At 72.6% G+C, this 18,854-nt stretch carries 13 protein-coding genes; 4 read left to right on the forward strand and 9 right to left on the reverse strand.

Annotated elements, in window-relative coordinates:
- Positions 1–9 precede the first annotated feature (9 nt).
- The gene (locus OG823_RS08400) at positions 10–1,725 is read right to left on the reverse strand and encodes a glycosyltransferase family 2 protein (RefSeq protein WP_371478815.1); all 1,716 of its coding nucleotides are present in this window, start codon (positions 1,723–1,725) and stop codon (positions 10–12) included.
- A 439-nt stretch (positions 1,726–2,164) separates the two neighbouring features.
- On the reverse strand, positions 2,165–3,004 hold the full coding sequence (locus OG823_RS08405) for a siderophore-interacting protein (RefSeq protein WP_371478816.1): 840 nt from the start codon (positions 3,002–3,004) through the stop codon (positions 2,165–2,167).
- 364 nt (positions 3,005–3,368) lie between these two features.
- Here OG823_RS08405 and metG point away from each other — a divergent pair, with 364 nt between their 5' ends.
- The gene (gene metG / locus OG823_RS08410; RefSeq protein ID WP_371478817.1) at positions 3,369–5,093 is read left to right on the forward strand and encodes a methionine--tRNA ligase; all 1,725 of its coding nucleotides are present in this window, start codon (positions 3,369–3,371) and stop codon (positions 5,091–5,093) included.
- Positions 5,094–5,284: 191 nt separating this feature from the next.
- Positions 5,285–6,301 carry a LacI family DNA-binding transcriptional regulator gene (locus tag OG823_RS08415; RefSeq protein ID WP_371478818.1) on the forward strand — a complete coding sequence of 339 codons (1,017 nt, stop codon included), beginning with the start codon at positions 5,285–5,287 and terminating at the stop codon, positions 6,299–6,301.
- 131 nt (positions 6,302–6,432) lie between these two features.
- On the opposite strand, the gene OG823_RS08420 is transcribed toward OG823_RS08415, so the two are convergent.
- A complete protein-coding gene (locus OG823_RS08420) occupies positions 6,433–8,835 on the reverse strand; it encodes a glycoside hydrolase family 2 protein (RefSeq protein ID WP_371478819.1) in 2,403 nt (800 codons plus the stop codon).
- Between the two features lie 604 nt (positions 8,836–9,439).
- Between OG823_RS08420 and OG823_RS08425 the strand changes: the two genes are divergently transcribed.
- A complete protein-coding gene (locus OG823_RS08425; RefSeq protein WP_371478821.1) occupies positions 9,440–10,480 on the forward strand; it encodes a LacI family DNA-binding transcriptional regulator in 1,041 nt (346 codons plus the stop codon).
- A gap of 106 nt (positions 10,481–10,586) precedes the next feature.
- On the opposite strand, the gene OG823_RS08430 is transcribed toward OG823_RS08425, so the two are convergent.
- From OG823_RS08430 to OG823_RS08455, 6 genes are all read right to left on the reverse strand, one after another.
- Positions 10,587–11,615 carry a LacI family DNA-binding transcriptional regulator gene (locus OG823_RS08430; RefSeq protein ID WP_371478822.1) on the reverse strand — a complete coding sequence of 343 codons (1,029 nt, stop codon included), beginning with the start codon at positions 11,613–11,615 and terminating at the stop codon, positions 10,587–10,589.
- 217 nt (positions 11,616–11,832) lie between these two features.
- Positions 11,833–13,059: a mannose-6-phosphate isomerase, class I gene (gene manA / locus OG823_RS08435; RefSeq protein ID WP_371478824.1), complete on the reverse strand. Its 1,227-nt coding sequence runs from the start codon at positions 13,057–13,059 to the stop codon at positions 11,833–11,835.
- A gap of 95 nt (positions 13,060–13,154) precedes the next feature.
- Positions 13,155–14,189: a LacI family DNA-binding transcriptional regulator gene (locus tag OG823_RS08440; protein WP_371478825.1), complete on the reverse strand. Its 1,035-nt coding sequence runs from the start codon at positions 14,187–14,189 to the stop codon at positions 13,155–13,157.
- A gap of 67 nt (positions 14,190–14,256) precedes the next feature.
- A complete protein-coding gene (locus OG823_RS08445; protein ID WP_371478827.1) occupies positions 14,257–15,132 on the reverse strand; it encodes a carbohydrate ABC transporter permease in 876 nt (291 codons plus the stop codon).
- Positions 15,129–16,100, reverse strand: a complete 972-nt coding sequence (locus OG823_RS08450) for a carbohydrate ABC transporter permease (RefSeq protein WP_371478828.1) — start codon at positions 16,098–16,100, stop codon at positions 15,129–15,131. The genes OG823_RS08445 and OG823_RS08450 overlap by 4 nt, the downstream gene beginning before the upstream one ends.
- 97 nt (positions 16,101–16,197) lie before the next feature.
- Entirely contained in the window at positions 16,198–17,511 is a 1,314-nt protein-coding gene (locus OG823_RS08455) for an ABC transporter substrate-binding protein (protein WP_371478829.1), read from the reverse strand.
- Positions 17,512–17,844: 333 nt separating this feature from the next.
- On the opposite strand from OG823_RS08455, the gene OG823_RS08460 reads away from it, so the two are divergent.
- A complete protein-coding gene (locus OG823_RS08460; RefSeq protein WP_371478831.1) occupies positions 17,845–18,852 on the forward strand; it encodes an ROK family protein in 1,008 nt (335 codons plus the stop codon).
- The last annotated feature ends 2 nt before the right edge of the window (positions 18,853–18,854 follow it).

Genomic DNA, 18,854 nt, shown 5'->3' on the forward strand with positions numbered 1-18,854 from the left:
GACGACCTTTCAGTCCAGCCAGGGCAGCATCGGGCTGACCCAGCCGGAGGCGAGCAGGGCGGTGAGGACGAGGGCGGCGGTGGCGGCGGACGCCTCGGGCCAGCGCCGGGGCAGCAGTCGCGCGGGCGGCGTGCCGCGGCGGGCGCGGCGCTCGGCCCGCGCGGCGGATCGCGCGGCGGACCTGGCCGCGCCGGGGCCTTCGGCGGCCGGCCGCAGTTCGGTGAGCAGGTCCCGGATCAGCGGGAGGCCGATCTGGGCCTGCACCACGAGGTACAGTCCGAGGCCCCAGTTGGGCCCCCAGCCGTTGCGGGCGACCGCCAGGGCGAGCCCGACGGCGGCCGCGCCGACGGAGGCGCAGAGCCAGCCGAGCGAGACCAGCACCACCTGGCGGGCCAGGCCGCCGGGCCTGGTACGGCCTGCGCCGGTGGGCACCCAGGCGGCGCTGCGGCCGCGCAGGGTGTGCCAGAACGCGGCTCCGGCGGCCACACTCATCAGCACGTTCGAGCGGATCACCTCGACCCGCCAGCGGGTGCGGCTGATCCGGGGCAGCAGGACGTGCCAGAGCCAGAGCGGCGCGAGCAGTGGCAGGACGTGCCAGGGCCGGATCTCGTCCGGGTACCGGAACATCATCACCAGCGGCGGCAGCGGCGCCGCGAAGATGTTGACCGCGGTGGTCAGGTAGCCCACGACGCCCTCGTAGAAGCAGAGCCGCATCCGCCAGGGCGCGCCGATCCGCTTGAGTTCGGGCGAGCCGAGCAGGTGCAGGTTGCCCATCGCCCAGCGGTACTGCTGGTTCACGAAGGACGCGAGGTTGTCGGGTGAGGTGCCCTTGGCGACCAGCACCGGGACGTAGAGGGTGCGGAATCCCTGCTCGTAGAGGGCGAGCCCGGTGAACAGGTCCTCGCTGTGGTCGAGCCTGGCGAAGCCGCCGGCCGCGTCGATCGCGGCCCGCCGGTAGACGGCGTTGCTCCCGCAGCAGATGGCGGCGTCGCTGGCGTCCCTGGACGGCTGGATCCAGCGGAAGAACCACTCCTGGGCCGATCCGGCGGCGCGCTGGATCCAGTCCATCGTCTCGTCGGTGTCGAAGCACTGCGGACTCTGCACGATGCCGGTCCGGGGATCGGCGAAGTACGGCACCAGGTGGCGCAGGAAGTCCGGCCGGGGTGCGAAGTCGGCGTCCAGGATGGCGATGTACTGCGCCTCGCTCAGGGTGAGCGCGTGGTTGAGGTTCCCGGCCTTCTTGAGGTGGCCGCGGTCGGGGCGCACGACGTACCGGTATCCGTACCCGGCCGCCAGCGCGGCGACCTCGGCGCGGTCGGCGTCGTCCAGCACCCAGACGGTCAGCGCGCCGGGCCAGTCGACGGCCGAGACCGCCCGGTAGGCGTTCTCCAGGACGTCGAGCGGTTCACCGCAGGTCGGCAGGTAGAGATCGACGGTGGGCAGTTCGGCCGGGTGCCAGGCGTTGACCAGCACCTCGTGCGACTGCCTGGTCAGCCGGCGCTGGCGAAGGCTGTTGACCGAGGACAGCGCGAGCGCGGCGAGGTTCAGTACCAGCACCGCGAGAAAGGCCCACAGGGCCGGGGTGCGCAGCGAGAAGGTGAGCATGGTCGCCGCGGTGAAGACGAAGGCGAGCGAGGCGCAGATCAGCACCCAGCGTCGCTGCGGCCCGAAGTACCAGTAGAGCTCCTGGTCGGAAGGTGGTTGAGGCAGGTGATGGATAGTCATGGGGCCCCCACAGCCGCGTGTCTGACAGCATCCTGGGGCCACCGTACCGCAATTGGTATAGACCATTCGACCAGCGACCGGGGAGCGGAACGGCATTCGGCCACGGGCCCGCACGGCCGGTGATCATTTGACCGTCCGGACCGGTGCCCGGCGGGAATCAGCAGGTCGCGCGGGGGTTAACAGTGGTCCAACTTCCCGCCGCCATCACTCGACGGGCTTCGCAGCGTCGGCGCCCGGGGGGACACGGAGGACCTTCGGTGCGCGCTCCACGGCGCGAGGTGCGCGGCCCGCCGCGCGCGGCGGGCGGTACGCGGTGCGACGCGCGCGGTACGCGTACGGCGGGCGGTACGACGCCACCGGGCGGAGCATCGGGCGACCCGTCCGCCGGTCGGCCGGGCGGGGCGCCGAGCGCCCCTCCCGCCGGCCGCCGGACGGCCCGTCAGGCGGTGGTGCCCTCCTGCTCGGCCTCGACCTCGGCGTTCCACTCGCGCTTGGAGGACTGCCAGCCGTCCTCGTCGTGGCCGAGGCGCCAGTAGCCGGAGATCGACAGGTCCTCCCGCGGGATCTCGCGCTCCACCCGCAGCAGGGCGCGCAGCTCCTTGACGAAGCCGGCCTCGCCGTGGACGAAGGCGTGCACCCGTCCCGGGGGGAACGCCAGCCCGCGCACCGCGTCCACCAGCGGCCCGCCGACCGGCCGCTCACCACGGTGCAACCAGACGACCTCGACACCGGAGTCGAACTTCTGCTCCTCCTCCGGGCCGGCGACCTCGACGAAGGCACGGACCACGGCGTCGGCGGGCAGCGACTCCAGCGCGGCCGCGATCGCGGGCAGCGCGCTCTCGTCGCCGGCGAGCAGGTGCCAGTCGGCCTCGACGTCGGGCGCGTAGCCACCCCCGGGGCCGTTGAACCGGACCACGTCGCCCGGCCGGGCGCGCGCCGCCCAGGGGCCGGCCAGGCCCTCATCGCCGTGGATCACGAAGTCCAGTGCCAGTTCGCGCAGTTCGGGGTTCCAGGAGCGGACCGTGTAGGTCCGGGTCACCGGCCACTGCTCACGCGGGAACTCCTCCCGGATCCGCTCCAGGTCGAAGGGCTCCGGGTACTCCACGCCCTCGGCGGGGAACAGCAGCTTCACGTAGTGGTCGGTCGAGGTGCCCGCCGTGAACGCGGCGAGCCCCTCCCCGCCGAGGACGACGCGCTGCATGTGCGGGGTCAGCCGCTCGGTGCGGACGACCTCCGCGGTGTGGGGCTTGCGGGGCCTGCGTACGGGACGCTCTGCCATGGGTTCTCCTGACGGGTGACGGCCTGACTCACTCACCTGGCATGATCGCCCATTCCCTCACGGGCTGCCGCGAGCCCCCCGGTCGAACGCCGGTCCGCCGGTCCGCCGGTCCGCCGGTCCGCCGGGCCCCGCCCCTGCCGCCGGCAGCCGACCCCTCGGCCGCCGCCGAGGAAATGGGATGCGGGCGGTACCGGGGCGGTCGATAGAATGGTCGCGGCCTGTGCCGACGACCGCCACCCTCGGTGACGGCCGCACGCGTGCCGCCGCACACGTGGCCGCCGCACACGCCGGCCATGGCCGCCGCCCCGCGCCCGACGCTCCCCGGAGCGCGGCGCCGACCTCACGCGAACGGGAGCATCCCAGGATGGCTCGACACCTGATCACCAGCGCGCTTCCCTACATCAACGGGATCAAGCACCTGGGGAACATGGTCGGGTCCATGCTCCCGGCGGACGTGTACTCCCGGTACCTGCGCCGGCGCGGCCACGAGGTGCTCTACATCTGCGCGACCGACGAGCACGGCACGCCCGCCGAGCTGGCCGCCAAGGCCGCCGGCCTGCCGGTGGAGGAGTACTGCGCGCGCCAGCACCTCGCGCAGAAGGCGGTCTACGACGGCTTCGCGCTGTCCTTCGACCACTTCGGGCGCAGCTCCTCCCGGCAGAACCGCGAGATCACCCAGGAGTTCGCGCGGGAGCTGCACGCCAACGGCTTCGTCGAGGAGCGCTCGGTGCGCCAGGTGTACTCGAACACCGACGGCCGGTTCCTGCCCGACCGCTACATCGAGGGCACCTGCCCGTACTGCGGCTACGACAAGGCCCGCGGCGACCAGTGCGAGAACTGCACCCGCCTGCTCGACCCGACCGATCTGATCGACGCCCGCTCGGCGGTCAGCGGCAGCCGGGACCTCGAAGTCCGCGAGACCACGCACCTGTTCCTGCTCCAGTCGAGGCTGGAGGGCGAGGTCGCCGCCTGGATCGACGCCTGCGGGGGCGAGTGGCCGACGCTCGCCTCCTCCATCGCCCGTAAGTGGCTGACCGAGGGCCTCGCCGACCGGGCGATCACCCGGGATCTCGACTGGGGCGTGCCGGTGCCCGGCGACGTGTGGCCCGAACTGGCCGCCGCCGGAAAGGTGTTCTACGTCTGGTTCGACGCCCCGATCGAGTACCTCGGCGCGACGAGGGAATGGGCCGACGCAGCACCGGCCGGCGAGAGCCGGGACTGGAAGTCCTGGTGGTACGAGGCCGACGACGTCCGTCACACCGAGTTCATGGCCAAGGACAACGTCCCCTTCCACACCGTGATGTTCCCGGCCACCATCATCGGCACCCGCGCCCCCTGGAAGAAGGTCGACCAGGTCAAGGCCTTCAACTGGCTCACCTACTACGGCGGGAAGTTCTCCACCAGCCGGCGGCACGGCATCTTCACCGACGCCGCCCTGGAGCTGCTGCCCGCCGACTACTGGCGCTACTTCCTGATCGCCAACGCCCCGGAGTCGGACGACAGCAGCTTCAGCTGGGAGCTGTTCGCGTCCGTGGTGAACAAGGACCTCGCGGACACCCTCGGCAACTTCGTCAACCGGGTGCTGTCCTTCGGTCTCAAGCGGTTCGGCGACAGGGTCCCGGTGGGCGGCCGACCCGGCGAGGCCGAACACGCGCTGGGCGAGGAGGTCGCCGGCCTGCTCGCCGAGTACGAGGGCCACCTGGAGGCCCTGCGGCTGCGCAGGGCCGCCCAGGCGCTGCGGGCCCTGTGGAGCGCGGGCAACTCCTACCTGGAAGCCAAGGCCCCCTGGGTGGAGGTCAGGACCGACGAGGCCGCGGCCGCCCTCACCCTGCGCACCGCGATGAACCTGATCCACCTGTACGGCGTCGTCTCCGCCCCGTTGATCCCCGCGACCGCCGACGCCATGCGGGCGGTGTTCTCACTGCCGGCGCACGGCCCGGCGGCGGAGCTCGCCTGGGTGACCGGCGAGCAGGCCGCCGCGCTGGACCTCGTACCCGCCGGCACCGCCTTCGTGGTTCCGCCGGTACTGTTCGCCAAGATCGACGACGAGCGGCTCGACGCCTGGCGGGAGCGGTTCGGCGCCGGCTGAGCGGCGCCCGGCCGGGACCGACACGGCCGGGCGCCGCTCGCACGCGGCCGGGCTCCCCACCGGCGCCGGACTCCCCGCCGGGGCCCGGCCGCGGGGGCACCGACGACCCTCCGGGGCCCTCCCCCGGGGCGGCGGTAGAGTCGGCGCCGACGGAGTGAACCGGTCGCTCCGAGCATGAGGGCAGGGCCCGAATGAGGCGTTTCACCATCAGCGACATCGCAGCCCGGGCCGGTGTGTCCAAGGTGGCGGTCTCGTACGCGCTCAACGACAGGCCCGGGGTCTCGGAGGAGACCCGCGCCGCGATCAAGGCCATCGCGCGGGAACTCGACTGGCGCCCCAGCCGCGCGGCCCGCTCGCTGAAGGCCGCGAACGCCGACGCCGTCGGGCTGGTGCTGTGCCGTCCCGTGCACGCCCTCGGCCACGAGCCGTTCTTCATGGAGCTGATCAGCGGCATCGAGTCCGTGCTCGCCGAACGCTCGCTCGGCCTGATGCTGCAGGTGGTGTCCTCGCACGAGGAGGAGAGCGCCGTCCATCGGCGCTGGTGGGGCGAGCGGCAGGTGGACGGTGTGCTGCTGCTGGACACCCGGGTGTCCGACACGCGGGTGCCGGTCCTGGAGGGGCTCGGGATGCCCACCGTGATCCTCGGGCCGCCGCGGTCGTCGGCCGTCCTGCCGACCGTCTGGTCCGACGACGACGCGGGCGCCCGCGAGGTGGTCCGCTACCTCGCCGCGCTCGGCCACCGGCGGATCGCGCGCGTGGCGGGGCCGGCCGCCCTCTCCCACACGGTGATCCGTGACGAGGCCGTCGGCGCGGCCTGCGAGGAGGCCGGGCTGGCGGCGCCCACCACCGTCCACACCGACTACACCGGTGACGAGGGCGCGCGCGCCACCCGCCGGCTGCTGATCGCGGCCGAACGTCCGACGGCGATCGTCTACGACAACGACCTGATGGCGGTCGCCGGGCTCGGGGCCGCCCAGGAGCTGACCCTGAGCGTCCCGCAGGACCTCTCGATCGTGGCCTGGGACGACTCCGCGCTCACCCGGGTCGTGCGCCCCGCGATCACCACGCTCACCCGCGACATCCACGCGTACGGCGTCCGCGCGGCACGCACCCTGCTCACCGCGATCTCCGACGGGAGTGCGCCGAGCAGCCGCACGGACCCGGCCCGCCTCGTCCCCCGCGCGAGCACCAGCCCCGTCCCGCGCTGAGCCGGCCGGACGGGGCCTCGGGGCGGAGCCGGGACGGCGGCCCGGGCGCGGGGACGGCGGCCCGGGCGCCGGCCGAGTCCGGGACGACGCCGGCCGGTCGCCACCGGCGACGGCGTGTCAGGCGGGCGTGCTCACGAGGGTTCCACGCAGAACAGCGCGGCCCGCGCGGCGTCCGCGCCGACGGCGCCGCCACCGCGGACCCTGATCCGCACCTGCTCCCCCGCCAGGAGCGTGACCAGCCCCCGGTCGGCGACCGCGGCGGGACTGATGCGGTCGGCCTGCAGCAGCAGATCCCGGAGCAGGGTGTGCGCCGTCACCACGACGTCGACGGCGTCGCCCTCGTGCTCGACCGGCTCCACGGTCAGGTCGAACGCGGGCCGCTCGTAGGCGAACGCCCGGTCGGGCACCGCGAAGTGCACCGCGCGCAACCCGTCGGCGTCCACCGCCAGGAACTCCTTCGCCGAGCCCTCGACCGGCAGCAGCGCCCTCGGCACGGCCAGCCGCACCACCGACCGGGCCCCGACGGTGACGGGAGCCTCGGTCTCGGCCGTGACCACGCCGTCGGAGCCGACCCGGCGCAGGGTGACCACGGTCAGCCAGGGCTCCCCGGCCTGGTTGACCAGAGCGACCTCGGGGGCGGCGCCGCCCGTGCCGGGCTGGACGGTGAGCAGCCGGTCCGCGTAGAGGCGGCGCAGCTCGTGGTAGAGCGGCTTGAGCCGGCCGTCGCCGTCGACGGCGGCCCAGGAGGAGACCGGCCAGCAGTCGTTGAGCTGCCAGACCACCGTGCCGGCACAGCGCGGCCAGTGCGAGCGCCAGTGCTCGATGCCGGCGGCGACGGCCCGTGCCTGGACGACCTGGGTCAGGTAGTGCCAGCGGTCGAAGTCCTCCGGGAGGTCGAAATGGCGCCCGACCCCGCGGTTCAGTTTGCCGTTGCCGTCCTCGGCCTTCTGGTGGTGCAGCATGCCGGGTGAGTCCGGCGCGAGGTCCTCGCCGGGCAGGGCCCGGCGCAGGGTGGCGTGCGCGGGGGGTGCCTGCCAGCCGAACTCGGAGACGAAGCGGGGGATGCTGTCACGGTAGTCGGCGTAGTCCTGGCGGTTCCAGACCTCCCAGGAGTGGTGGGTGCCGTGGTCGGGGTCGTTGGGGTGGTGCTCCCAGGAGCCGGACCACGGACTGCCGGCCGAGTAGGCCCGGGTGGGGTCGAGCTCCGCCACGATGCGCGGCAGCAGGCCGAGGTAGTAGCCCTCGCCCCAGGAGCCGCCGGCCAGCTCCGGCTCCCAGCCCCAGTCGCGGAAGCCCCAGAGGTTCTCGTTGTTGCCGTTCCACAGCACCAGGCTGGGGTGGGGCATCAGCCGGACGACGTTCTCGCGTGCCTCGGCCTCGACCTCGCCGCGCAGCGGCTGCTCCTCGGGGTAGGCGGAGCAGGCGAACAGGAAGTCCTGCCAGACCATCAGGCCCAGTTCGTCGCAGATGTCGTAGAACGCCTCGTTCTCGTAGATGCCGCCGCCCCAGATCCTGACCAGGTCGACGTTGGCCTCCGCGGCCTGGGTGAGGCGGGTGCGGTAGCGCTCGGGGGTGACGCGGGTGATCAGGGTGTCGTCGGGGATCCAGTTCACGCCGCGGGCGAAGAGGCGCTCACCGTTGACGACCAGGGTGAAGCCGCTGCCGTGCTCGTCCGGCGAGCGGTCGAGCACGACGGTGCGAAAGCCGATCCGGCGGTTCCAGGTGTCGAGCGCGTCGCCGTCGTGGAGCAGGGTGAGGTCGAGCTCGTACAGGGGCTGCTCCCCGCGGCCGCGGGGCCACCACAGGTCGGCGCCGGGCACCTCGAGGACCAGCACCGCCTCGTCGCCGTCCAGCGCGGCCTGCGCCTCGACGCCCGCGACGACGGCCCGGGCGGTGAGGGGGCGGGCGGCGCCCTGTGCGGTGCGCTCCACGGTGAGGCGCAGCTCCACGCGGCCGGTGCCGTTCTCGACGGTGACCAGCGGACGCACCTGGGCGAGACGGGCGGTGGACCAGTGCTCCAGCCGGGCCGGGCGCCAGATGCCGGAGGTGGGCAGGGTCGGGCCCCAGTCCCAGCCGAAGCTGCTGGCCATCTTGCGGATGTACTGGAACGGCTCGGGGTAGACGTTGGGGCGGGCGCCGGTGAGCGCGAGGACCTCGGCGGCCTCCTGGTAGGGACTGCTGAAGTGGACCTCCAACTCGCCGCCGAGCGCGGTGACGTCGAACCGGTGGCTGCGGTGCATGTTGCGGGTGCGCCCCAGTGCGGTGCCGCCGAGGGAGATCCGGGCGGCGGTGTCGAGGCCGTCGAAGACCAGGTCGGTGCGCTCGTGCGTCCCGGCGGTGGTCACGGTGGTGGTGTAGGTCCACTCCTGCCGGCCGACCCAGGCCACGTCGTTCTCGTTGGTGCCGATCAGTGGGTCGGGGATCAGTCCGGCGTTCAGCAGGTCCGTGTGGACGCAGCCCGGAACCCGGGCGGGCAGGCGCGCTCCCGCGTGGAACAGGGTCCAGCCCTCGTCGAGCTGGGTGACGTCCTTCATGCTGCGGCTCCTGTCGCTGGCCGGGTTCTGGGGTGGGCCCGAGTAAACCTAACCCGCTGAACGACGGCTGTCCATAAACCGGTTATGTAGATCCTGCCCACCACTCGCGCCGCCCGATAATCTGCCATGTACCAGCGAATACTGGTCATCTCGGCCCGGCGAGCCAGCCGGATCGAGGTCAACATCACGAATTCTGCTTTACCGGTTCACTTTCGTCAGGCATAGTTCGGGCAGGGCGGATCGCAGCCGGACGGAGCACAGTCGGACGGGGCGACCGGACCGGGTGTCACGGTCACCCGGACAGGCACTGCGCACACCCGCCGGCGGGGGCGCACACCTCGGCCGCCGGGACGCACCGACGGACACACCGACGCTGACGCCCCGAGGGCGACCGGCGGCGGGAGGCGGCTTCCTCGCGCCGCCGACCGAGCCCTGATGAATCGGTTAATTCGACAGCCCGCAGCAGATGACCTCGGTCCGCTGTCAGCAGCCGGTTAACCGGTTGTCCCGACGGGTGCCGGGTGCGGTGCCGGCGGTGGTCGGGCCCGTAGTAGCTTGGGGTGGAACGTGCGCCTCATCGGTCGGAAGGGTCCTCGTGGATCAGGTGTCCCAGCAGCAGAACCCGCCCGCGCGGCGGCCCACGATCGCCGACATCGCCAGGATCGTCGGCGTGTCGAAGGTGTCCGTCTCCAACGCACTGAACGGGCAGCCGGGCGTCTCGGAGGCGACCCGGGCCAGAATCCTGGCCGTCGCCGAGGAGGTCGGCTTCGTGCGCAACAGCGCCGCCCGGGCGCTGAGCGGGGCGAAGTCCTCCGCGGTGGGCCTGGCACTCGCCCGCCCGGCCCGGATGCTGGGCACCGAGCCGTTCTTCATGGAGCTGATCGGCGGCATCGAGAACGTCCTGTCCGACGCCTCCTACTCGCTGGCCCTGCAGGTGGTGTCCGACCACGAACGGGGCCTGGAGGCGTACCGGCGCTGGTGGGGCGAGCGGCACATCGACGGCGCGATCCTGGTGGACCTGCGCGAAGGTGACGCCCGGGTGCCCGCCCTGGAGGAGATGGGCCTGCCGACGGTCGTGATCGGCGACCCCTCCGGCTCCGGCGGTCTGACGCCCGTGTGGTCCGACGACGCCGCGGCCGTCCGCGAGACGCTGGAGTACCTCGCCGCGCTCGGGCACCGCCGGGTGGGCCGGGTCGCCGGACTCACCGGACTGGTCCACACCTCGCTGCGCGACCGGGCCTTCACCGCCGTCTGCGCGGACCTCGGGCTGGAGACGCCGTCCGTCGTGCACACCGACTACACCGGCGAGGAGGGCGCACGCGCGACCCGGCGCCTGCTGCTCTCCCCCGGGCGCCCGACCGCGATCCTCTACGACAACGACATGACGGCGGTCGCCGGGCTGTCGGTCGCTCAGGAGATGGGGCTCCAGGTGCCCCGGGACCTGTCGATCGTGGCCTGGGACGACTCCCCGCTGGTGCAGGTCGTCCGGCCGCCGCTGACCGCGCTGACCCGCGACATCCACACCTACGGTGCGAACGCCGCCCGGACCCTGCTGTCACTGATCTCCGGCCGCAAGGTCGACGGATTCGAGTCCCCGGCCCCGCAGTTGACGCCCAGGGGCAGCACGGCCGCGCCGCCGGCCTGACGGCGTCCACCGGACGGCCGGTCGCGGCCGGCCCGAAGCCGCGACCGGAGCGGGACCGGGACCGGGCCCCCGCACCGCGACCGCGACCGCGACCGGCAGCCGACCGCTAGGACCGTCGCGGCGGTGGGCCGGTGGTGCCCCGTGGGACCAGTACGGGGGTGCCGTGCACGCGCGATTCGGCGTGCCCGGTGTCCAGGAGCTGGAGCAGGCAGCGGGCCACCTCGGCGCCGAAGGCGAACGGGTCGTGGCTGAGGGCGGACAGTGTGGGCCAGGTGATCCGGCACAGGTCGGAGTCGTCCCAGGCCACCAGCGAGACGTCCTCGGGGACGCGCAGGCCCAGCTCCCCGGCCGCCGCCAGACCGGCCACGGCCATGATGTCGTTGTCGTAGAGGATCGCGGTGGGCCGGTCCGGGCCGGCGAGCAGCGTCCGGGTCACCGACGCGCCCTGGCGCGCGGACAGGTCCGTGGGCACGCTCCGGGCCGCCTCCAACGACAGCTCGGCCGCGCCGGCCTCGAACGCCGTGGCGCGCACCCGGGAGCTGCCGAGCGTCGCGGGCCCCGCCACGTGGGCGATCCGCCGATGACCGAGGATGGCGAGGTAGCGGACCACCTCGGTGATCGCCGCCCCGTCGTCGCTCCACACGGCCGGGAACGGGCCGCTGTGGTCGGGATGGGCGACGGCGACCACCGGCATGCCCAGCCGGTGCAGGGGTGCGATCCGGGGATCCTCGGGCGCCACGGCGATCAGCACCGCGCCGTTGACCCGGCCGGACTGCCACCACTGCTTGTGGAGCGCGATCTCCGACTCCGGGCCGGCGGTCAGGTGCAGCAGCAGTGAGCACGGGCGTTCGGCCAGTACGCTCTCGACACCGCCGATCAGGGCCATGTGGACGGCGTCCAGACCCATGCCCACCGCGTCCCGGCCGATCGCCATCCCGATGGTGTGCACGCCGGGGCTCCGGGCCAGCGACCGGGCCGCCAGGTTCGGCGACCAGCCGAGCGCGCCGGCGGCCTCGACGATCCGGCGACGGGTCGCCTCCGAGACGCCGGGGCGGTCGTTCAGGGCGAGCGAGACGGCGCCGGCCGAGACGCCGGCGCGGGCGGCGACGTCGCGGATCGTCACCCGGTGCTGCATGACTGTTCCTCTCCGGCTGGCTCACAGGTCGGCGGCGCGCGGCAGTACCGCGCCCGGGAACCATCCTGTCAGGTCGCGGAGTGCCCCGGCCCCGCCACGGGGCCTCGCAGCGGGTCCGTCCGGCGCACGCCGGCGCCGGAGGGATGCCGGACGGGCGCGGCCGGCGGGTCGCGGCCGCACCGTGGAGCGGGACCGGCGGCCCCACCGTACGGGCGGCTCAGCGGCCGGCGCGGCCGGGGACGCGGGCGCGGTGGAAGTGGGCGCTGCCGGTCAGTTCGACCGGGGCCCCGGCGGCCGGGAGGAAGACGCTGTCACCCCGGCGGAGGGCGAGCGGCTTGCCCGCGCCCTGGTGGAGTTCGGCGCTTCCCCCGGTGCACAGCAGGATCTGCGGGCCGTCGCCGTCGAGGGAGCGGGTGCCGGCGACGTCCAGCCGGGAGAGGGCGAACTCGGCGGCCGGTGCCCGGTGGTGGAGCTCCCCGTGCTCGTCCGCGACGGCCGGGACGAGGGACGGCGGGCCGGGCCGGAAGTCGACCACCGCCGCCAGCGCCTCGACGTCGACGTGCTTGGGCGTCAGGCCGCAGCGCAGGACGTTGTCGGAGTTGGCCATGACCTCCACCCCGGTGCCGTGCAGGTAGGCGTGCGGGACGCCGGCGTCCAGGTACAGCGCCTCGCCGGGCAGCAGTCGGACGTGGTTGAGCAGCAGCGCCGCGATCAGCCCCGGGTCGGCCGGGTAGTCCCGGGCGGCGGCCGCGTAGGCGGCGTAGCTGCGGGCGTGCGGTCCTGGCATACGGGCGGCGTCCGCCAGGGCGGGGGCCAGTGCGGTGGCGGCGGCCGTTCCCCTGGGACGGTCGGTGCCGAGCGCCTCGGTGAGCACGGTGCGCAGGGCGCGCTCGGGATCGGTGGCGCGCAGCACGCCGATCCAGCGGTCGAGCACCGGCAGGTCGAGCCCGGCCAGCAGGTCCGCGGTGGCGGCGGGCTCGCGGAAGCCGCACAGGGCGTCGAACTCGTCGAGCGCGCACAGCAGTTCGGGCTTGTGGTGCGGATCCTTGTAGAGGCGGTGCGGCGCGTCGAGGGGCACCCCCGCCGCCTGTTCGGCTGCGAATCCGGCCTCGGCCTGCGCGGTCGTCGGATGGACCTGGACGGAGAGCGCGTGCTCGGCGGCGAGGACCTTCAGCAGGAACGGCAGGCGGGGTCCGAACCGCTCGGTGACGCGCTCGCCGAGCTCCCGCACCGGGTCGCGGGCGATGATCTCGTCCAGTGGTTCCGGCCCGGTGCCGCGGTCCAGTAGCGAGGGGGCCGCCGGGTGGGCGCCCATCCACAGCTCCGCCTCGGGCAGGACGCCGGGCTCACGGCCGGTCAGCCGGGCGATGGCCGTCCGGGATCCCCACGCGTAGGGGCGGATCCGGTTGCTCAGCAGAGCGGCGGCGGGCGGGGAATGGGTCATGGCGGTGCTCCGGGTCGGGGTGGGCCGGTCCGCCCCCGCGGTTCCTCACCCTCGGGAGGAGTCGGGGACGGACCGGGGTACGGGGAGGCGGCCGGTCAGGACGCGCCGGCGGGGGCGGTGCTGCCGCGGGGGACGAGGACCGGGGTCGCGGCGGGCCCGGAGGAGACGGGCAGGCGGTCGACGAGGTCGAAGAGACTGCGGGCGACCTGCGCGCCGAACCCGTGGACGTCATGGCTCATCGCCGACAGGGTCGGGTGAGTGAGCCGACACAGCTGGGAGTCGTCCCAGGCGATCAGGCTGAGGTCCCGGGGTACATGCAGGCCGAACTCGGCGGCGACCGAGAGGCTGGCGACGGCCATGATGTCGTTGTCGTAGATGATCGCCGTGGGCCGCTGGTCGCCCGAGGCGAGGAGCATCCTGGTGGCGCGGGCTCCCGCGTGTCCGGAGAAGTCGGTGGGCAGGCTGCGCGGCTCGTCCAGGCCGAGTTCGGCCGTGATCCGCTCCAGCGCGCGCGAGCGGATCACGGTGTGGCCGAGTGCGGGGTCGCCGCCGACCCGGGCGATCCGGCGGTGGCCGAGCAGGGCGAGGTAGCGGACCGCCTCCTCGATGGCGGCGGCGTCGTCGGTCCACACCGCGGTGAGGTCGTCCCCTGCGAGCCCGCAGTGCCCGGCCGCGACAACGGGCATGCCCAGCCGGGCGAGCGCGGGGATCCGGGGGTCGTCCTCGGTGAGGTCGACCAGGACAGAACCGCTGACCCTGCGGGTCCTCCACCACTCCCGGTGGACGGCGGTCTCCTGCTCCCGGTCGCGCACCAGCCGCAGCAGCAGGGTCGCCGCCCGCACCTCCAGGACGCTCTCGATGCCGGAGATGAACTCCATGAAGAACGGTTCCAGGCCCAGCTGTCGGGCGGGCCGGGCGATGACCAGTCCGACGGTGTCGGTCCGGTCACCCCGGCTGCCCAGGCTGCGCGCGGCCTGGCTGGGGATCCAGCCGAGTTCGGCCGCGGCCGCGCGGATCCGCTCCCGGGTGGGGGCGGAGAGGCCGGGGCGGTCGTTGAGGGCCAGGGACACCGCTCCGGCGGACACTCCCGCCCGGGCTGCGACGTCCCTGATGGTGACGCGCACGCTCACGTGTCCTCCTCGGTCGCTGCTGGGTGCGCCGCCGCGACGCGGGTGCGGCGGCGCGGGCCGGGCCGGGTCACTTCGTGGCGCCGGCCGAGAAGCCGCTGTAGATGAACCGCTGGAGGGCGAGGAAGACGATGAGGGTGGGAAGGATGACGAGGACGGTGCCCGCCGAGATGGTCTCCCAGTGCGCGCCGAACGGACCCTTGAAGCGGAACAGGGAGGTGGAGATCGTCCCGAGCTCCGAGGAGGGCATGTAGAGGAAGGGGATGTAGAAGTCGTTGTAGACGGTGATGCCCTTGACGATGACCACGGTGGCGATCGCCGGCTTGAGCATCGGCAGGATGATCCGCCGGTAGATGGTGAAGGAGTTGGCGCCGTCGAGCCGGGCCGCCTCGTCCAGGGAGACCGGGATGGAGCGGATGAACTGCAGGAAGACGTAGATCGAGACGATGTCGGTGCCGAGGTACAGCAGGATCGGCGCCCACCGGGTGTTGAACGCCCCGAGGTCGTTGACGATCTGGAAGGTCGCGACCTGCGTGGTGACGCCGGGGACGAGCGTGGCGACCAGGAACAGCCCCACGACCAGCTTCTTGAAGCGGAACTCGAACCGGTCGATGGCGTAGGCGGTCATCGACCCGATCAGTACGGTGCCGGCCGTGGAGACGACCAGGATGATCGTGGTGTTGACGAACGCCTGCAGCATGTTGCCCTGCTGGAAGGCGTTCACGTAGTTGTCGAGGTTGAACCAGTCGTGCGGCAGCGTCAGCGGTCCGCCGGTACCGACCTCCTGGCCGGTCTTCAGCGAGGTGAGGAGGATCACCACGAGGGGGACGACGACGACGCCGGCGGCCAGGACGAGTGACAGGTACTTCGCGGCGCCGGCCAGGGCGGCACGGGGAGCGGGTGTCCGCCGGGGTGAGCGGGTCTGCGGGGTGGCGGTGGTGGTCACGAGAGTTCGACCCTCTCCTCCGGCACGAGCCGGCGCTGGATCCAGGTCACGATCAGGATCAGGACCAGGAGGACGACGGCGGAGGCGGACGCCAGGCCGACCTTGTCGAACTTGAAGGCCAGCTTGACCGTCTGGATGACGAACGTCTCGCTGCCGTTGGCGCCGCCCGTCATGACGTACGGGATCTCGAAGACCGCCAGCGAACCGGAGATCGCCAGGATGACGCTCAGGCTGATGATCGGTTTGATGCTCGGGGCGATGATGTGCCGGAACCGCTGCCAGCTGTTCGCGCCGTCCAGCGCCGCGGCCTCGTACAGGTGTGGCGGGATGGACTGGATCGCGCCGAGGAACAGCACCATGTTCAGGCCCGTGTAGCGCCAGACCGACACCCCGGCCAGGGACTTGTTGACCAGATCCGGATCGCCGAGCCACAGGTGGTGGCCGTGCAGGCCGACCACCTGCAGCAGCGAGTCGAGCGTGCCCCCGGGCTGGAAGAAGTAGAGGAACACGAACCCGATCGCGACGCCGTTGATCAGGTACGGGAAGAACAGGATGCCCTTGAACAGGTTCCGGAAGCGGGCCTTGAAGCTCAGCACGGTGGCGAAGTAGAGCGCGGCGGCGATCTGCACGAAGGAGGCGACCAGGTAGACGCCGCTGACCAGGAAGACCTTGAACAGCTCCGGGCGGGTGAACAGGTCGGTGTAGTTCTCCGCGCCGACGTTCTCGTGGGTGGGGCTGATGCCGTCCCAGTCGGTGAAGCTGTAGCCGAGCATGTCCGCGATCGGCAGGTAGGTGAACGTCACCAGCAGCACCAGCGGCGCCAGCAGGTAGAGCCAGGGCGTGAACCACCAGTAGCGGCGGGTGCCACGGCCCCGTGGTGTGCGGACCGGCGGGGCGGCGTCGGGCGGTGCGTCCGGGCCGGCCGCCACGGGCGATCCCGGCCCTCTGTCCTTCTGCAGTGCAGTCATCTTCGTTCCTTCGTCGTGCGGGACACCCTGGGAAGCGGTACGGCCACGCGGCCGGGGCAGCCGGCCGCGTGAGGGCCGCACCGCTCGTCCGGGGGTGTCAGCCTGCGACCGTCTTCTGCGACTCGGACCACTTCTTGTCCAGCTCCGCGAAGTAGCTGTTCCGGTCGCCGGGGGCCGCGCCGCGGGCGATGTCGACCAGCTTCTGGCGGTAGTCGGGGGTGTCCAGGCCGATCTCCGCCCCCTTGTCGATCTTGCTGACGACGGCGGACTGCTCCTGCGCCTGCGGGATCATCCTCACGCCCTTGTCCTCGAAGGGCTTGAGGGTGGACGGCAGCGCGGTGCCCTTGACCGAGGAGATGGCTTCCTCCGCCTGGGCGCTCCCGGACTTGGTGATGAACCAGTCGATCCAGGCCCGCGCCGCCTCCTTGTGGCTGGAGTGCGTGTTGACGGCGTACTTGTAGTCCGGCTGCACGACACTGCACAGCTTCCCGTCCGAGGACGCCTGCGGGAACGGCATGTAGCCGATGTCGTCCGGGTTCTGCCCGGCGGCCTTGGCGGCGGCCTGGATCTGCGGGATCGCCCAGGAGCCGAGCGCCATCGTGGCGACCTTGCCGGTGCCGAGCAGGGTCTTGGAGTTCTCCCAGTTGGTCGTCGTCGGGTCGTCCTCGGTGAGCTTCTCGTGGACGGCGCTGTACAGCAGGCCGTCGATCGCGTTGAGGTCCTTTCCGGCCGCCCACGGCTCGGCGGTGGTGGCCAGCGCGTCCTTGGCCTTGCTGTCGCAGCTGGGCACGCCGACGGAGTCCGTCCACTGCCGCAGCGGCCAGCCGTCGTGGTAGTTCGTGTAGTACGGGGTGGCCTGCGTCCTGGCCTTGACGGCCTTCAGGTCGTCGATGAACGCCTGCTGCGAGGTGGGCCAGTCGGTGATGCCGGCCTGCTGCCAGACCGCCTTGTTGTAGACCAGGCCGGTCGCCACGCCGATGTTGGCGAGGCCGTACACCTTGCCGCCGACGTTCGCGTAGTCGGTCCAGTCGAAGGTCCTGGAGAGGTCGGAGGCGTCGCCCAGCGAGGAGAAGAAGGTCGGATACCGGCTGACGGACAGGCTCTGGGGGATCAGCAGGACGTCACCGTAGTTCTCGGTGTTCATCCGGATCTTGACTTCGCCCTCGTAGTCGGTGATCCCCTCGAACTTCACCTTGACGTTCGGGTAGAGCTTGGTGAACTCGTCGGCGTACTTCTTCAGCGTGCCGTCCGTGACCTGGTCGGTCCGGTTGGTCAGCACCGTGATGTCACCGGACACCTTCGCCGGATCGGCGGCCGCGGTCGCGGCGGAGGAGGAGCTCCCGCCGCCACTGCTACAGGCAGTGAGCACAACCATGGTCGCGGCCGCCACAGCCATCCATCCTCTGCGCATCTTCGCTCATCCTTCGCGCTGGTCGTCATCGGGATCGGGAAGCGATGCCCGGGATGCGAACTCAGCTTCCGGGCTGCTGGACGCTTAACGTAGACGCCACATCCGCGCCATGTCCATAGATCGGTCAACATTGATATTCAGGTCATTTGTTGCCATTGACCTCTCACTTTACTAAATCATTGCCTAACTCAATGACGATTCTGTCTCATTGCCGGGCTGCGATCGGCGACCCGCTCGACAACGTTGTCCAACGGCGCGACAATCAACGGGACCGACCGGTGGCACCATCCCGGGGCCCGAGCGCCACCCCGTCACACCTGCGGAGACGTCACAATGAGTTACGACACTGCTGTTGCCGTCGATGTCCGGCGCACCCCTGAGCTCCCGCTCCTGGCGGCCGTCGACATCGGCGGCACCAAGATCGCCGGTGGCGTGGTGGACACGGAGGGCACCCTGCTCCACCGCGTCCGGCTGCCCACCCCCGCCCACGGCAGCGCCCGAGAGCTGATGGGGGCCGTCAGCCACGTCCTCGATCTCCTGGCGCAGCACCCCACCTGGGCCTCGGTACGCGCCGTGGGCGTCGGCAGCGCCGGACCGGTCGACATCGGGGCCGGCACCGTGAGCCCGGTGAACATCCCCGCCTGGCGCGCCTTCCCGCTGCGCTCCGAGATCGCCGCGCACCGCGCGGTCGGGGACCTGCCCGTGGTCCTCGGCGGTGACGCGGTGGCGATGACCGCGGCCGAGCACTGGCAGGGCGCCGCCCGTCACTACCGCAACGCACTCTGTCTGGTGGTCTCCACCGGCGTCGGCGCCGGTCTGATCATCGACGGCCGACTGCACACCGGCACCACCGGCAACGCCGGCCACCTCGGCCACATCAGCGTGGACTTCGCCGGCCCGCCCTGCCCCTGCGGTTCACGCGGCTGCCTGGAAGGCTTCGCCAGCGGCACCGCCATCGCCCGCACCGCCGCCGAGGCCGGCTGGCTCCCCGCGAACGGCGACACCTCCGCCGGCGCGGTCGCCGTCGCCGCGCGAGCCGGCGACCCGCTCGCCCTGCACGCCTACGACCGCGCCGCCCGGGCACTCGCCGCCGGCATCGCCGCCACGGCCTCCCTGGTCGAGATCGAGGCCGCCGTCATCGGCGGCGGCGTCGCCCAGGCCGGAAGCGTCTTCTTCGACCCCCTGCGCAGACACCTCGCCGCGTACGCGACCCTGCCGTTCACGGCCGGCATCGTCGCCGTCCCGGCGCAGCTCGGCACCGACGCCGGCCTGGTCGGCGCGGCCGCGCTCGCCCGGCCCGCGCTCGCCCTGCGATCCGCCGGCGCCCCCGCCGTGTGCTGATC

The sequence above is a fragment of the Kitasatospora sp. NBC_00315 genome (assembly GCF_041435095.1).
Taxonomy (GTDB): domain Bacteria; phylum Actinomycetota; class Actinomycetes; order Streptomycetales; family Streptomycetaceae; genus Kitasatospora.

Coding starts and splice junctions, on each gene's coding strand:
- OG823_RS08400 (WP_371478815.1), bottom strand. CDS start 1,725: ATGACTATCCATCACCTGCCTCAACCACCTTCCGACCAGGAGCTCTAC.
- OG823_RS08405 (WP_371478816.1), bottom strand. CDS start 3,004: ATGGCAGAGCGTCCCGTACGCAGGCCCCGCAAGCCCCACACCGCGGAG.
- metG (WP_371478817.1), top strand. CDS start 3,369: ATGGCTCGACACCTGATCACCAGCGCGCTTCCCTACATCAACGGGATC.
- OG823_RS08415 (WP_371478818.1), top strand. CDS start 5,285: ATGAGGCGTTTCACCATCAGCGACATCGCAGCCCGGGCCGGTGTGTCC.
- OG823_RS08420 (WP_371478819.1), bottom strand. CDS start 8,835: ATGAAGGACGTCACCCAGCTCGACGAGGGCTGGACCCTGTTCCACGCG.
- OG823_RS08430 (WP_371478822.1), bottom strand. CDS start 11,615: ATGCAGCACCGGGTGACGATCCGCGACGTCGCCGCCCGCGCCGGCGTC.
- manA (WP_371478824.1), bottom strand. CDS start 13,059: ATGACCCATTCCCCGCCCGCCGCCGCTCTGCTGAGCAACCGGATCCGC.
- OG823_RS08450 (WP_371478828.1), bottom strand. CDS start 16,100: ATGACTGCACTGCAGAAGGACAGAGGGCCGGGATCGCCCGTGGCGGCC.
- OG823_RS08455 (WP_371478829.1), bottom strand. CDS start 17,511: ATGCGCAGAGGATGGATGGCTGTGGCGGCCGCGACCATGGTTGTGCTC.
- OG823_RS08460 (WP_371478831.1), top strand. CDS start 17,845: ATGAGTTACGACACTGCTGTTGCCGTCGATGTCCGGCGCACCCCTGAG.